This window comes from Pedobacter sp. (assembly GCF_037719805.1).
GTDB lineage: Bacteria > Bacteroidota > Bacteroidia > Sphingobacteriales > Sphingobacteriaceae > Pedobacter.
This window is the reverse complement of sequence record NZ_JBBJLZ010000005.1, coordinates 441,773-456,401: the sequence shown is the minus strand read 5'-3', so window position 1 is coordinate 456,401 and position 14,629 is coordinate 441,773. Positions and strand designations below refer to the sequence as shown.

Annotated in this window: 11 protein-coding genes; 9 read left to right on the top strand and 2 right to left on the bottom strand. The window is 42.1% G+C overall.

Annotated elements, in window-relative coordinates:
* The first annotated feature begins 82 nt into the window (after positions 1-82).
* From WKF66_RS18455 to WKF66_RS18420, 8 genes are all read left to right on the top strand, one after another.
* Positions 83-1,855 carry an AMP-dependent synthetase/ligase gene (locus tag WKF66_RS18455; protein WP_489675964.1) on the top strand — a complete coding sequence of 591 codons (1,773 nt, stop codon included), beginning with the start codon at positions 83-85 and terminating at the stop codon, positions 1,853-1,855.
* A gap of 125 nt (positions 1,856-1,980) precedes the next feature.
* On the top strand, positions 1,981-3,318 hold the full coding sequence (locus WKF66_RS18450; RefSeq protein ID WP_489675963.1) for a DUF6089 family protein: 1,338 nt from the start codon (positions 1,981-1,983) through the stop codon (positions 3,316-3,318).
* 128 nt (positions 3,319-3,446) lie between these two features.
* The gene (locus tag WKF66_RS18445) at positions 3,447-3,902 is read left to right on the top strand and encodes a MarR family winged helix-turn-helix transcriptional regulator (protein ID WP_489675962.1); all 456 of its coding nucleotides are present in this window, start codon (positions 3,447-3,449) and stop codon (positions 3,900-3,902) included.
* Entirely contained in the window at positions 3,883-6,243 is a 2,361-nt protein-coding gene (locus WKF66_RS18440; protein WP_489676157.1) for a 3-hydroxyacyl-CoA dehydrogenase/enoyl-CoA hydratase family protein, read from the top strand. Before WKF66_RS18445 ends, WKF66_RS18440 begins: the two co-directional genes overlap by 20 nt.
* A 1-nt stretch (position 6,244) precedes the next feature.
* Positions 6,245-7,423 carry an acetyl-CoA C-acyltransferase gene (locus WKF66_RS18435; protein ID WP_489675961.1) on the top strand — a complete coding sequence of 393 codons (1,179 nt, stop codon included), beginning with the start codon at positions 6,245-6,247 and terminating at the stop codon, positions 7,421-7,423.
* Between the two features lie 18 nt (positions 7,424-7,441).
* Complete coding sequence (locus WKF66_RS18430; protein WP_489675960.1) at positions 7,442-9,232, top strand: acyl-CoA dehydrogenase FadE; 1,791 nt, start codon at positions 7,442-7,444, stop codon at positions 9,230-9,232.
* Positions 9,233-9,362: 130 nt separating this feature from the next.
* Complete coding sequence (locus WKF66_RS18425) at positions 9,363-9,854, top strand: FKBP-type peptidyl-prolyl cis-trans isomerase (protein ID WP_489675959.1); 492 nt, start codon at positions 9,363-9,365, stop codon at positions 9,852-9,854.
* 5 nt (positions 9,855-9,859) lie between these two features.
* Entirely contained in the window at positions 9,860-10,816 is a 957-nt protein-coding gene (locus tag WKF66_RS18420; protein WP_489675958.1) for an FKBP-type peptidyl-prolyl cis-trans isomerase, read from the top strand.
* Here WKF66_RS18420 and WKF66_RS18415 read toward each other — a convergent pair whose 3' ends face one another.
* Together WKF66_RS18415 and WKF66_RS18410 are read right to left on the bottom strand one after the other, a co-directional pair.
* On the bottom strand, positions 10,817-12,121 hold the full coding sequence (locus WKF66_RS18415) for a cryptochrome/photolyase family protein (protein WP_489675957.1): 1,305 nt from the start codon (positions 12,119-12,121) through the stop codon (positions 10,817-10,819).
* On the bottom strand, positions 12,121-13,026 hold the full coding sequence (locus WKF66_RS18410) for a TIGR01777 family oxidoreductase (protein WP_489675956.1): 906 nt from the start codon (positions 13,024-13,026) through the stop codon (positions 12,121-12,123). Before WKF66_RS18410 ends, WKF66_RS18415 begins: the two co-directional genes overlap by 1 nt.
* 154 nt (positions 13,027-13,180) lie before the next feature.
* Here WKF66_RS18410 and WKF66_RS18405 point away from each other — a divergent pair, with 154 nt between their 5' ends.
* A complete protein-coding gene (locus tag WKF66_RS18405; RefSeq protein WP_489675955.1) occupies positions 13,181-14,461 on the top strand; it encodes a DASH family cryptochrome in 1,281 nt (426 codons plus the stop codon).
* Positions 14,462-14,629 lie beyond the last annotated feature (168 nt).

Genomic DNA, 14,629 nt, shown 5'->3' with positions numbered 1-14,629 from the left:
ATTGCATTTCCCCGAGAATTTCCAAAGGAATAATTGTTAGATTTAACAGCAACAACCAAATTCTTAATATAAACAGACAGGTATGGCCGTAAAGATTACACGAGTATTCGATTTATTGGAATACAACTTAGAAAATTTCCCTAAAAATGAATTTGTAAGTGGTAAGATTGCTGGCCAATGGAGACACTATAGTACAAAGGAATTTTGCGACTGTGTACATGCCTTGAGTCGGGGCTTGGTTGATATAGGTATTGAGAAAGGGTCCCGGGTGGCAGTGATGTCGCCGAACCGACCAGAATGGAACATTTCCGATTTTGCAATCATGCAACTAGGAGCTTATCAGGTTCCCTTGTACCCGACATTAGCGGAACATGATATCCAATACATTCTGGAAGATGCAGAAATTACGGTAGTGTTTGTTGCTGATGAAACGTTATATAGAAAACTGAAGCCTGTTTGCGAGGCATCAAAGAGAGAAATCCAGATTTATACTTTCGACAAAATAGCAGGCGCCGCCCATTGGGGAATGCTTACTTCAAAAGGAAAAAGCCTCGACAAGATTGACCTGGATCACTACCGTAAACAAGTTACTGCAGAGGACATACTGACGTTGATATATACATCTGGGACCACAGGAACTCCCAAGGGAGTAATGTTGACCCATAACAATCTGGTTAAGAATTTTGAGAACTCTTCTGTTTTATTGCCAAAAGGAATACAAAAAGGCCTAAGTTTTTTACCATTGTCGCACATTTTTGAGCGCATGGTGGTTTACCTGTATATGAATTGCGGTACTTCCGTGTATTATGCAGAAAGCATGGAGACCATTGTAGCAGACATCCAATTTATAAAGCCTAACGTATTCTCTACTGTTCCACGGCTGCTCGAAAAGGTGTATGAAAAGATCATGGAAAAAGGTAAGGCATTAACCGGAGCTAAAAAGGCGCTTTTCTATTGGTCAGTTGGTCTTGGAGAGGTTTATGACTTTGGAAAGGATTGGTGGTATAAAGCTAAGCTGGGTGTTGCCCGTAAGCTCATTTTTAAAAAATGGCAGGAGGCACTTGGTGGTAACATCGTGGTGATTATTTCAGGTGGTGCCGCACTAAACCCGAGGTTAGCGAGGATCTTTTGGGCTGCAGACATGCCTGTATTTGAAGGTTATGGATTAACAGAAACATCGCCTGTTATTACGGTGAATCATTTTGGAAATACGAAGTTTGGGACGGTTGGGCCAGTGATAGAAGGTATGGAGATCAAGATAGCTGAAGACGGTGAAGTCCTGGCGCGTGGTCATGCGATCATGAAAGGTTACTATCTTCGGGATGACCTCACAGCAGAGACCATTGATGCGGACGGCTGGTTTCACACTGGTGACATTGGCCAGTTAATCGATGGTAAGTTCCTGAAGATCACTGATCGTAAAAAAGAGATCTTTAAGACTGCGGGGGGTAAATATGTCGCTCCTCAGATGATAGAAAATAAGTTTAAGGAAACTATACTTGTGGAACAAGTAATGGTGTTGGGCGAAAACAGAAAATTCCCGTCGGCACTGATTGTACCTAATTTTGTCGCCTTAAGATCATGGGCTGAAAAGAAATCAATCTCCTATACCAACGATGCTGAAATGATTAAAGATGCTCAGGTCCTGGAGAAATTCCAGCAAATTGTTGAAGATACGTGCAAGGGATTTGGTAAGTGGGAGCAGGTCAAACGGTTCGCATTGCTTTCTGTGCAATGGAGCATTGATGGTGGGGAGCTTACGCCGAAGTTAAGTTTAAAAAGAAAAGTTGTTCTCGAGAAAAACTTTAGGGTCATCGAAAAGATATACGTGGATGCTGAAAGTTACAAAGGATAATTTTTTGTCTAGAATTAAGCACAGTAATTTTCTAAAAAGGTTGTTTAAGCGTCATTATATTAATGGCCTGAGTATTGAATAATCCAGGGTAATTAAAACCTCTTGTAAATTATTCAAACTCAATTATGAAACAAAAATTATTTAAATCCCTTGCTTTAGGCGCAGTTCTTCTTGGTGCTGGAAGTGTTCAGGCACAGGAAATGACTACGATGAGTAGTGGTACTGCTGCTCCATTGACGACCTGGTCAATAGGTGTTAACGGTGGCGTTCTAACTCCCATCTCGCCACTAGGGGGAAAAAACGATTTCTCAAACTGGAAATCGAACTTCGGATACGGTTTATATGTTAAAAAGCAATTTACGCCTTACTTTTCTCTTCGTCTAGACGGAGTAAGAGGAAAGTTGAGTGGAGACAATTCTGAGCCATTTGAAAGTGGAATAACCCCTTCAAGTGCGGTGAACGCTTTCGAAACAGACTTAACGTATTCGGGTAGTCTTAATGCGGTGTTGAATATGTTCAGTATTGACATGTTCAATAAGGAAAACAGTGTACAGCTTTATGTCTCAGCAGGTGCTGGATTAGCAGGATATCAGGTTAAGACATCTCCTACTGCAGGTGGTACTTTAGTTGATTATGCAGGTGATAAAACTATCAGTGAGTTGATTATTCCTGTAGGCCTTGGTGCAAAGTTCAAAGTTTCTGAGAAAATCAACCTTGATCTTGGATGGACAGTTAACTATGTAGATGGTGATAACCTGGATGGGGTATATCGCGAGGATCAAGACAAATATTCCTACGGATATGCTGGACTAGAATTTGCCTTGGGAACTGGCAAGCAAAAAGCCTGGCATAATCCTGTTGCTTTGACTTATGATGAAGCCTTGGCAGCTAAACAAACAGCTAATGCATTAAAAGGCGATTTGGACGCAGCTAAAGCAGACAATGCACGCTTAAGGTCTGAAATGAATGATCTGTTGAAGGATACAGACGGAGATGGTGTTGCTGATAAATTGGATAAATGTCCAGGCACACCAGCTGGAACGGTAGTAGATGGTGCAGGCTGTCCTCTAAAAGCTCCGGCTCCAGTTGTTCAGGAAAAGATCATTATCACAGAGGCTGATCGTAAAGTAGTAGCGGACGCAATCAAAAACCTTGAATTTGACTTAGGAAAAGCTACGATCAGAGCTAAATCTTATAGCACATTAAATAGAGTTGCTGCTTTATTGATTCAGAAAAACTTTAGTTTAAAACTTGCAGGACATACTGATAACACAGGTTCTGATGCTTTAAACATGGGTCTCTCTAAAGATAGGGCAGAAGCCATAAGGTCATACCTGGTATCGCAAGGTGCCAATGCTTCCAGAATCGAAGCGACTGGTTATGGTGAAGAACAACCAATTGCGAGTAACAAAACAGCATCTGGTCGCCAGAAAAATAGAAGGGTAGAATTTACTTTATTCTAGTCAGCGACCTTTCATACATTATTCAGCCACCCTCCAACAGGGTGGCTTTTTTTTGCTTGAAAATTTACGATGAATAGTTTGCATAAGAAATTTTTATTAGATAGCTTTGTTATGCAAGCATAGTAATAATGAAACAACAGGAGACTATTGATTACTTTTTAAAGGTTGTTTGGCAGAACATGGCCAATAGTTATAACCAGACTGCAGCTGGTTTCGGAATTACACAGGCCATTGGTTATGTGCTAATTAATATTGAGAAAGAAGGCACAGCAGTTTCCAAGTTAGCAGGTCTGCTGGGAGTTAAGGCAACCAGCCTATCCAGAATGTTGAATAACATGGAAGATCTGGATTTAATTTACCGTGAAACTGCCTCAGGTGATAAAAGATCTGTCAAGGTATTTCTAACAAACTTTGGGATTGAAAAACGACAACTTGCTAAGGGAGTAGTGATATCATTTAACGAATATCTGAATGAAAACCTTAGCACTCAGGAGAAAAGCAATCTCATAAGCACACTTCAAAAGTTAAATAAACTCACATTAGCGTATACAAATACAGTACATGATGAACAAAAAAATAAGTAAGGTTGCAGTTCTTGGTTCTGGTATTATGGGCTCACGTATTGCCTGTCATTTTGCAAATATCGGTGTTGAGGTATTATTATTAGATATAGTTGCTAAAGAGGGAACAAGGAATAGCATTGTAGATACGGCATTACAAACGGCTGTAAAAACGAATCCTTCCCCAATTTATTCAAAGAAGGTTTTAGGTAAGATCAGTACTGGGAACTTTGAAGATGATATGCCTAAGATATCGGCAGTAGACTGGATCATTGAAGTGGTGGTTGAGAATCTTGACATTAAGAAAAAGGTATTTGACCTGGTGGAACAGTTTCGTAAACCGGGAACTTTAGTCAGCTCTAATACCTCTGGTATACCAATTCATAAAATGGCAGAAGGTAGGACCGAAGATTTCCAGGCTAACTTTTGTGGTACTCACTTCTTTAATCCCCCACGATATTTAAGGTTGTTGGAGATCATTCCTACACCGCATACTAAACAGGAGCTGGTTGACTTTTTGATGCAGTATGGTGATCAGTTTTTGGGTAAAACTACCGTGCTGTGCAAAGACACCCCTGCGTTTATCGCAAACAGGGTCGGGGTCTATTCTATTCAGGCACTATTGCATTTGGTAGAAAAGATGGATCTGACAGTAGAGGAGGTTGATAAATTTACCGGGCCTGCTTTGGGAAGACCTAAGTCGGCCACCTTCCGTACTACCGATGTTGTAGGTCTGGACACGATGATCAAAGTTGCAAAAGGACTTTATGACAATTGTCCTGATGATAAATCTCATGACTTATTTAAACTCCCAGGATATGTGGAGAAGATGGAAGCCAGCAATTGGCTTGGTGACAAGACCGGGCAAGGCTTCTACAAAAAGACCAAAACGCCGGATGGAAAGACAGAAATCCTTGCGCTAGATCTGAAGACACTAGAATACAGGCCTCAGCAGAAAGTGAAATCTGCGACTCTTGACATGACGAAGCCAATTGAGAATGTAAAGGATAGGATGAAGGTCTTTGTAGCAGGTAAAGATAAAGCTGCAGAGCTATTCCGGGCATCATTCTTTGGTTTGTTTGAATATGTTTCAGATAGGATTCCAGAAATAGCAGACGAACTTTACAGGATCGACGACGCCATGCGTTCGGGATTTGGTTGGGACCTTGGTCCTTTTGAAGTTTGGGATGCGGTAGGTATAACTGATGCCATTGCGGGCATGAAGGGTTACGGACATGAGGCTGCGGGTTGGGTTCACGAAATGATTGCTGCCGGATTCACTTCTTTCTATAAAGTTGAGGACGGCGTTAAAAAATATTATGACATTCCTTCCAAAGCCTATAAGGCGGTACCTGGAACTGATGCCTTCCTAATTCTCGACAATTTAAGAGCGAATAAAGTAGTGTGGAAAAATTCCGGTGCCTCCATTATTGATCTTGGGGACGGAATTTTAAATGTGGAGTTTCATTCCAAAATGAATACGATTGGAGGTGACACACTGCAGGCCATCAATAAAGCCATTGATCTGGCAGAAAAAGAGTATAGAGGAGTTGTGATTGGCAATGATGGTGCTAACTTTTCTGCTGGGGCGAATGTGGGGATGATCTTCATGATGGCTGTAGAGCAGGAGTGGGAAGAGTTGAATCTTGCGATCCGAATGTTTCAGAATACTTCTATGAGAATCAGATATTCGTCTATTCCAGTAGTGGTGGCACCTCATAATTTAACCTTAGGGGGTGGATGCGAATTCAGCCTGCATGCGGATCACGTCCAGCTTAATGCAGAAACGTACATGGGATTGGTAGAATTCGGCGTAGGAGTGATTCCTGGAGGCGGAGGAACTAAAGAATTTGCATTGCGGGCGTCTGATGAATATAAGGAAGATCAGATTGTTCAGAACGCATTAAAAGACCGGTTCCTGACCATCGGAATGGCTAAAGTGTCCACTTCGGCAGTAGAGGCATTTGAATTGGGGTATTTGCAGAAAGATAAATACTCCATTAGTATGAACAGGAGCAGGCTGATAGCAGATGCAAAGGCGAAGGCAATTGAGTTAGCTGAGGCAGGATATACGAAACCGGTACCACGAAAAGACATAAAAGTTCTGGGTAAACAAGGTTTAGGGATTGTGTATGCTGGTGCCAACACGATGTATTCCGGGCACTATATATCAGAACATGATAAAAAGATCTCTGAGAAATTAGGGTATGTGATGTGCGGGGGAGACCTTTCTTCACCGACTGAAGTTACTGAGCAGTATTTGCTCGATCTGGAAAGAGAAGCGTTTTTGTCACTTTGTGGAGAGCGGAAGACTTTAGAGCGTATTCAAAGTATTGTAACTAAGGGTAAACCTTTAAGAAATTAAAATGCAGGAAGCATATATAATCGCAGGATATAGAACCGCCGTGGGCAAGGCTCCACGAGGCGTTTTTCGTTTCACAAGGGCTGATGATTTGGCAGCAGAAGTGATCAGACAACTGGTTGCCGCTGTTCCTAACCTAACCAAGGAAGAAATTGATGATGTTATTGTGGGGAATGCAACGCCCGAGGCGGAGCAGGGATTAAATATTGGTCGTATGATCTCATTAATGGGATTAGATACTGATAAAGTGCCCGGCGTTACCATAAATAGATATTGCGCTTCCGGTTTGGAAACTATTGCTACGGCGGTCGCCAAGATTAAAAGCGGCATGGCGGATTGCATTATTGCCGGTGGAGTGGAGGTGATGTCTGGGATGCCTTTTGGTGGTTGGAAGCTGGTTCCGAACGCGGATGTGGCTAAGAACAATCCAGATTGGTATTGGGGAATGGGCTTGACCGCAGAAGCGGTTGCAAAAGAGTATAATGTTAGTCGCGAAGATCAGGATCAATTTGCTTACCAATCCCATCAAAAAGCAATTGTGGCGATACAGAATGGTCACCTTAAGGCCGGTGTGCTACCAATTACCGTTAATGAGACTTATTTAGACGAAAATTTGAAGAAGAAGACCAGAAGTTATGTAGTCGATACCGACGAAGGTCCCCGCGCAGACACTTCAGTTGATAAGCTTGCAAAGCTAAAACCTGTGTTTGCCGTAGATGGTTGTGTGACGGCAGGCAACTCTTCTCAGACCTCTGATGGAGCGGCGTTCGTACTCGTTGTTTCGGAGAAAAAAATGAAAGAATTGGGAGTTGAACCTATTGCTAGGTTGGTGAGTTATAGCGTAGCCGGAGTGCCGCCACGAATTATGGGAATAGGTCCAATCTATGCAATTCCGAAAGCCTTAGCTCAGGCAGGTATGACATTGGATCAGATGGATCTCATCGAAATGAATGAGGCTTTTGCTTCTCAATCTCTAGCCATTATACGTGAGCTGGGCGTAAACACTGAACTGTTAAATGTCAACGGTGGTGCCATTGCGTTAGGACATCCCCTGGGATGTACCGGGGCTAAGCTTTCTGTGCAGTTGTTCAATGAGCTTAAACGGAGAGACCAGAAATATGGTATGGTAACGATGTGCGTGGGCACAGGGCAGGGTGCTGCAGGTATATTTGAAGTATTTTAAGATTTTTTCAGAATAGATATGGAAACTACAGACAAACAATCAATTAAAGGCGGAGCGTTTTTAATCACTGAAACCAGTTACCAGGATGTATTTATTCCTGAAGAATTTGATGAAGAACAGCAAATGATCGCTCAAACCTGCAGGGACTTTCTTTCAACGGAAATCTTCCCTCAGCTGGACAAGATTGATACACAAGAAGAAGGCCTGATGCCGTCGTTAATGAATAAAGCAGGAGAGCTTGGCATTTTAGGCGTATCAATCCCTGAAGTGTATGGCGGTTTCGGAAAAAATTTTAATACGTCAATGCTGGTTGCAGATGTTATCGGCGCCGGTCATTCTTTTGCGGTTGCGCTGTCTGCACATACTGGAATTGGCACATTGCCCATTTTATATTACGGTAATCAGGAACAAAAAGATAAATATATTCCGAAGCTCGGAACAGGGGAGTGGAAAGCGGCTTATTGTCTCACTGAACCAAACTCTGGATCCGATGCGAATTTTGGAAAAACGAAAGCTAAGCTAAGCGAAGACGGAAAGAATTATGTGATCAACGGTCAGAAAATGTGGATTACAAACGGAGGCTTTGCTGATGTATTCATTGTGTTTGCGAAGATTGATGATGATGCAAATTTGACAGCATTCATTGTAGAGCGTAATTTTGGAGGAATTACGATGAACCCGGAAGAGCATAAGATGGGGATCAAAGGTTCGTCAACGAGACAAGTGTTTTTTAACGATTGCCATGTGCCCGTTGAAAACATGCTTTCGGACCGCCAGAATGGTTTTAAGATTGCGGTGAACATTCTAAACATCGGACGAATCAAACTTGCCGCAGCTGCGATAGGGGCTTCGAAATCTGTCATCAGCACTGCTGTTAACTATGCTAATGAAAGAATTCAATTCGACAGACCTATTTCTAAGTACGGTGCGATACGTTTCAAGATCGCAGAGATGAGTGCGAAAGTGTATGCGGTGGAGTCGGCAAATTACCGTGCCGGGCAGAATATAGATGATGCCTATGACCAACTTGTCGCCGGTGGAATGGATGAAGGAAAGGCGAAGCTTAAATCTACCGAACAGTTTGCGGTGGAATGCGCAATTTTGAAAGTATGGGGTTCAGAAGTCCTGGACTACGTAGTAGATGAGGGCGTTCAGATCTATGGGGGCATGGGATTTTCTGCTGAGGCGCCTATGGATCGGGCATATCGCGATGCACGGATTAACCGGATATTTGAGGGGACGAATGAGATCAACAGGTTGTTAACCGTTGATATGATGTTAAAGAGAGCGATGAAAGGGGAACTTGATCTGATGACTCCTGCAACAGCTGTTGCTGCTGAGTTGATGTCTATTCCGGACTTTGGTGAGGAAGATGATACCCTTTTCGCTGCGGAGAAGAAGACTATAGCTAATCTCAAAAAAGCGACTTTAATGGTAGCCGGTGCGGCGGTTCAAAAACTAATGATGAGCTTGTCGAAAGAGCAGGAGATATTGATGAATATCGCAGACATGGCCAGCTACGTTTATGTGGCAGAATCAGCTATGCTTAGAACGGAGAAGTTGGTGAGTCTGAGAGGCGAAGTTGCTTGTGAAGGGCAGGTTAACCTGATGAAGATTTATTTTATGGAGGCGGTTGAAGGTGTCAATAAAGCTGGGAAAGAAGCTTTGTGGGCATTTGCCGAAGGGGATGAGCTTCGAATGATGATGGTAGGTCTGAGGCGGTTCACTAAACTTGAACCATTCAATGTGAAAGACATCAGGCAGAAAGTGGCGCAGCAAGTCATTGCTGCAAATAAATATTGCTATTAGATACAATTCATAATTAAACTGAGGCGCCCTTGAAATCCGAGGGCGTTTTTTTGTTAGAAAGCTCTCTGTTTGTATGTTAAAAATGGTTAAATATTGTGCTATCATTAATAAAAGAGTATTTTTGTGGAATATGTCAAAAAATGGGCTGTTATGGGTAGGGGTTTTGCTAGCGGGGGTTATTCTCTCCTGCGAAAAACCTGAACCTTATGATGAAGAAGCTCAATATTTGAAAGATGAGGCAATAATAAAACATTGGGCGGATACTTCAAAAGTAGCGCTTACCAAAGATCCGAGCGGCTTGTATTACACGATTATTAATCCGGGAACGGGTCTGAAATCACCAACTCAAACCGACACACTTTCAGTTTTATATTCGGGTAAACTCTTGACAGATACGGTAAGGGTCAGTAGCACAAGTGATGAAGTTACTTATAACTTCGTGCTGGCTAACAGCATTGAAGCCTGGAAGATAGGTCTGCCATTAATAAAAGAGGGTGGCATCATAAGGTTAGTAGTTCCTTCTAAAATGGCCTACAGAAATTTCGACGTTGTTGCGGGTGTCCCGAAAAATTCAGTCTTAGACTTCCAAATTACTTTAAAGAAAATAGCAAGTAAAAAATAAATAATATGTTAAAAAGAATATCATCGTATGCCTTTGTTTTAATGGGCTTGGTTCTCTTCAATTCTTGTAAGAAAGAGTATGAGTCAATACAGAGTATAGATGACCGCAAGCTTGAAGAATATTTTACTAAGAATAACATCACTGCCATTAAAGATCCGAAAGGGACAGGGTTCTATTATCAGATTACGAATCCAGGAACCGGTGATTTCTTTTTAAATACCGATTCTGTATTATATACTGTAGCATTGAAGTCGCTTTTCAATGGAACAACCTATTACACTACACCGGCCGCTGGAAACCTTGGAAACAAAGTTGGGTACACGAGCCAGTTACAAGTTGTGGCCCCTAGCATAAACAACCCTCAGGGTGTAAATGCAAGTTTATCACCGATTTCTACGGCGATAAGAGCTTTGAAGCCGGGAGGATCAGCCAGAGTATTTTTGCCATCTTATTTGGCCTTTGGCAAAAATGGCGAAGCAGGTATCGGTGTTCCATCGAACGACGTTATTGAGATTAATATCACTACACTTCCAGAGAAAAGTCAGGCTGCGTTAGACGAAAAGAGAATTCGTGAGTTTATGGCAAGCAAAGGAATTACAAATGCAGTGAGAGACGTTTCCGGCGTTTATTACGTGGTTTCTCAGGTAGGAACCGGAACGGAACCAATTGACTTAGCAAGCGTTCTTACCATCAATTTTACTGGAAGGCTATTGAACGGAACCGTATTTGATAGTACTACTGATGGAACTTTTGTTACAAATTTAATTAACGAAGTCACACCTACAGGGCAGAGGGGTGTAATAACTGGTTGGCAAGTACTGACCAAATTTAAAAAGGGCACTAAAGTAAGGTTAATTATACCCTCGACCAAGGCTTATGGGAACAATGTAACTAATAGTACTATCTGGGAGAACACTCCATTAGACTTTGATATTGAAATCGTTGAAGTAGTTAATAATTAATTACTCGCTTAACGCTTCCTTAAATACTCTTAAAACTCGTTCTCTTGCAAAAGCATGTTCAACTATAGGTTTGACATGATTTTGTTGTTTAAACTCTGGCAGCCATTTGTTGATGTACGTGAGTTTTGGGTCAAACCTTTTAGTCTGCAGCTCTGGGTTAAATACCCTAAAATAGGGTGCGGCATCGTTTCCGCAACCACAGGCCCATTGCCAGCCTCCGATGTTGCTGGCCATATCATAATCCAGCAGCTTTTCTGCAAAATAGACTTCACCCCATCGCCAGTCGATAAGAAGGTGTTTCGTTAGAAAACTAGCTGTCACCATTCGTACTCTGTTGTGCATGAAGCCAATTTCATTCATTTGACGCATACCTGCATCGACTAAAGGGTAGCCGGTTTCTCCCTTGCACCAAGCCGCAAATTCGTTTTCATCATTTCTCCATCTGATCTTATCATATGCTGGTTTGAAAGAAGATTTGCTCGTATGTGGGAAGTGCCAAAGTATCATCATATAAAACTCTCTCCAGACCAGTTCAGAGAGCCATTTGTTTGCTTTTTGAACCTTCGCTTCTGTAACCGCTTTACGAATGCTCACCGTACCAAATCGCAGATGCAATCCAATCCGGCTTGTTGCTTCCTCGCCTGGAAAGTCTCTTTTTAGCTCATACCCATCCAGCGCAGTCTCGAAGTTCATTGTTGGGAAAGTTTGTGTAGATTCAACGAAGCCCATCTGTGCTAAGGAGGGACTTGTTAAATGTTCAGTCTGCAACAGGTTTTTTGTGTACTTCTCTACCGGGTATGCTCTTATAAAAAAGTCATTAAGCATCTTTTCCCATTGTCTGAAATATGGTGTAAATACCGTGTAAGGTTTACCGTCTGACTTAACAATCTCCTCCTTTTCGAATATTACCTGATCTTTGAAGGTGCTAAAAGGAATACTTTCGGAAGCCAGGAATTCAGCGAGTGAACCATCCCTTTCCCGGGCATAGGGCTCATAATCATGGTTAGCAAAAACGTGTTTTACGTTATAATTTGCCAGTACTTCTTGCCATGCTTGTTCGGGAGTTCCATACGTTACCAGTATTGAAGATCCGTATTTCGAGAGTTCCTGATTTAAGTTTGTGATGGTTTGGTAAATGAATGTTACCCTCGCGTCGTCCTCCGCGCTTAGTTTATCCAGTATGGTCTTGTCGAAGATGAACAAAAGGAGCACTGGATCCGAACCTTTTAGCGCATGATATAACGCTGCATTGTCTGACAGTCTAAGGTCTCTTCTTAACCAGCAAATACTTATTTCTTGTTTCATTAGTTGTAAATGGCGTCTAATGCGTCTTCCAGCTGTACATACGTAAACTTGAATCCTTTGTCAAGTGTCTTTTGGGCAGATAAATTGGTGCTTGTTGTAACTACGACGCTCATTTTGCCAAGTATCATTTCCAGAACTTTTTCAGGAACGTTAATTGGCCATACCGGACGCTTAAGTTTTTTAGCAACCGCTTTTGTTAGCATTTCATTACTAACAGGGTACGGTGCACAGCCATTGTATGCGCCCTCATAGGAGTCATCTACAATAGCATCTCCGTACATCGCTACAATGTCGTCAATATGGATCCAGGGAACCCATTGCTTGCCCGTTCCAAGAGCAGCGCCTGCAAATAGGCTTATGGGTCTTGCTAAAGCTGTAAGGCCTCCACCTTTTTTACCTAATACAAAGCCTGTTCTGAACTTAACGATTCTTAATCCGAGGGCTTTGCCCTTATCAACCGCTTCTTCCCATAAGATGCAGCATTCTGCAAGAAAACCATCACCAGGAGCACTGCTCTCTAACAAAATCTCATCACTTCTATCGCCATAATACCCAGAGGCGGAAGAGGAAATGAAATTTTTAACAGGAGCGTTCATCTCTTGGATCGTTTTATAGATCAAAGCGGTGCTTTCGACACGACTATCTATGATTTGTTTCTTACGTTCTTTAGTCCACTTCTGATCGGCAATACCCGCCCCTGCAAGATGAACGATGGTATCCACTCCCTCCAGGCATGTTTTGTCAATTTCTCCGTTTTCTACATTCCAAAGAAATACCTGCACATCTTTTATCTTTATGGGTTTCCTGGTTAGGATGGAGACTTGGTGCCCCTGCAGCAAGAGCCGGGCGATCAGCTTTCTGCCAATCATCCCAGTGGCCCCTGTAATAAGAATGTGCTGTTTCATATTTCAATAACGACCTTTTGGTCCTTTAGTTTAAAAAAAATGACTGGAACAGAATTTTAATTGTTTTGTTATATAAATATTGCTTTGGGTTTACCCTTAAACCTAAATAATCGTATATTTTTGTAATCCACGTAAATTAAGTTGAGACAAGTTAATGAAGTTAAAGAAGATTTTGGTTTGGTTCAGAAATGACCTGCGCTTGCATGACAATGAAATGCTGGTGGAGGCAATCGCCAAGTCTGATTTTATTTTACCTGTCTATTTCATTGACCCAAGGCACTTCATGCCTACACCTTTCGGTACTTTAAAAACAGGCTTTAACCGGTCCAGGTTCTTGTTAGAAAGCATCTTAGCGCTTCGCACCACGTTCCAGAACCTTGGAGGCGATTTATTAATAGTAACAGGAAAACCAGAGGAGCAGATCTCTGAACTTGTCACCAGATTTGAAATTTCAGAAGTTTATCACCATAGAGAGGTTGGTCCTGAAGAGACGGGGATCTCGGCAATGGTTGAAGATGTGTTGTGGAAACAGAAGATAAATCTTAAACATTTTATTGGGCATACCCTCTATAATAAGGAAGATCTCCCTTTTCCTATTAAAGATATTCCAGATGTATTTGCGCAGTTTAAGAAAAAGACCGAGCGCGATGCGGTCGTAAAAGCTTGTTTTGAATCTCCGGCTACTGTATCCTTTGTTGAAAACGAAGATTGGGGATCGTTGCCTGGAATGCCGGACCTGGGATTTGATGTAAGCCAGGAACTACATCCAGAAGTCAAATGGGTAGGCGGAGAGGATTCCGGATTGCAACATATGGCTGATCTGTTAGCTGCAGATTCAGAAATTTACAGAAAGAGCAGTAGTAAAAACTCGGCCGATAAGTTTAATGCTAAACTTTCTCCATGGCTTGCGCTGGGTTGTTTATCTCCGAGGCAGGTATATTGGATGATCAAGGATGCTGAGCTGCGGTTTGGCAATAATCAGAACTTTAGTCAGATTCTTTTAGGCTTACTAATGCGTGATTATTATCGCTTCATGTTTAAAAAACATGGTATTAAGTTTTTCCAGGAACCAAATTTTGAAACGCTGATCCAGGCACCGGAGAAAGTTGACAGCTACTCAATGGAGCAATGGAAAAACGGAGAGACGGGCCATCTAATGGTGGATCGGTATATGAAAGAACTGGTAACCTCTGGTTATATAAATCATGCGGGAAGACTGCTGGCTGCGACCTATCTTGTTTATGTGTTGAAGATACACTGGACCAACGGCGCTGCCTATTTTGAAGAAAAGCTTATTGACAATTCGGTTGCTAGCAACTGGGGAAACTGGGCAAACGTTGCAGGAGCTGGTCTAGATTTGAAGACTAAAACAATGTTTGATCTTGATAAACAGATTAAAGCACTTGAAGTTGATCTGCCCGGAGTCTCTGTTTGACTAGCAATGAGAGGTAGCGTTTCACTATTACCGCTGTCGTAATGCCAGTGGATGCCGGTACCTCGGTGGTATTGCTATTCCGAGGTCCTGAAATAACTTCAGGAAGACGGGGCGTGTGACGGTGCATATAATTGTAATTACCAATAAAGTCATCACTACCGATTTTTA

Excerpts from the sequence above, each read along its gene's own strand:
- WKF66_RS18455 (WP_489675964.1), top strand. The coding sequence starts at position 83 with ATGGCCGTAAAGATTACACGAGTATTCGATTTATTGGAATACAACTTA.
- WKF66_RS18450 (WP_489675963.1), top strand. The coding sequence starts at position 1,981 with ATGAAACAAAAATTATTTAAATCCCTTGCTTTAGGCGCAGTTCTTCTT.
- WKF66_RS18445 (WP_489675962.1), top strand. The coding sequence starts at position 3,447 with ATGAAACAACAGGAGACTATTGATTACTTTTTAAAGGTTGTTTGGCAG.
- WKF66_RS18440 (WP_489676157.1), top strand. The coding sequence starts at position 3,883 with ATGAACAAAAAAATAAGTAAGGTTGCAGTTCTTGGTTCTGGTATTATG.
- WKF66_RS18435 (WP_489675961.1), top strand. The coding sequence starts at position 6,245 with ATGCAGGAAGCATATATAATCGCAGGATATAGAACCGCCGTGGGCAAG.
- WKF66_RS18430 (WP_489675960.1), top strand. The coding sequence starts at position 7,442 with ATGGAAACTACAGACAAACAATCAATTAAAGGCGGAGCGTTTTTAATC.
- WKF66_RS18425 (WP_489675959.1), top strand. The coding sequence starts at position 9,363 with ATGTCAAAAAATGGGCTGTTATGGGTAGGGGTTTTGCTAGCGGGGGTT.
- WKF66_RS18420 (WP_489675958.1), top strand. The coding sequence starts at position 9,860 with ATGTTAAAAAGAATATCATCGTATGCCTTTGTTTTAATGGGCTTGGTT.
- WKF66_RS18415 (WP_489675957.1), bottom strand. The coding sequence starts at position 12,121 with ATGAAACAAGAAATAAGTATTTGCTGGTTAAGAAGAGACCTTAGACTG.
- WKF66_RS18410 (WP_489675956.1), bottom strand. The coding sequence starts at position 13,026 with ATGAAACAGCACATTCTTATTACAGGGGCCACTGGGATGATTGGCAGA.
- WKF66_RS18405 (WP_489675955.1), top strand. The coding sequence starts at position 13,181 with ATGAAGTTAAAGAAGATTTTGGTTTGGTTCAGAAATGACCTGCGCTTG.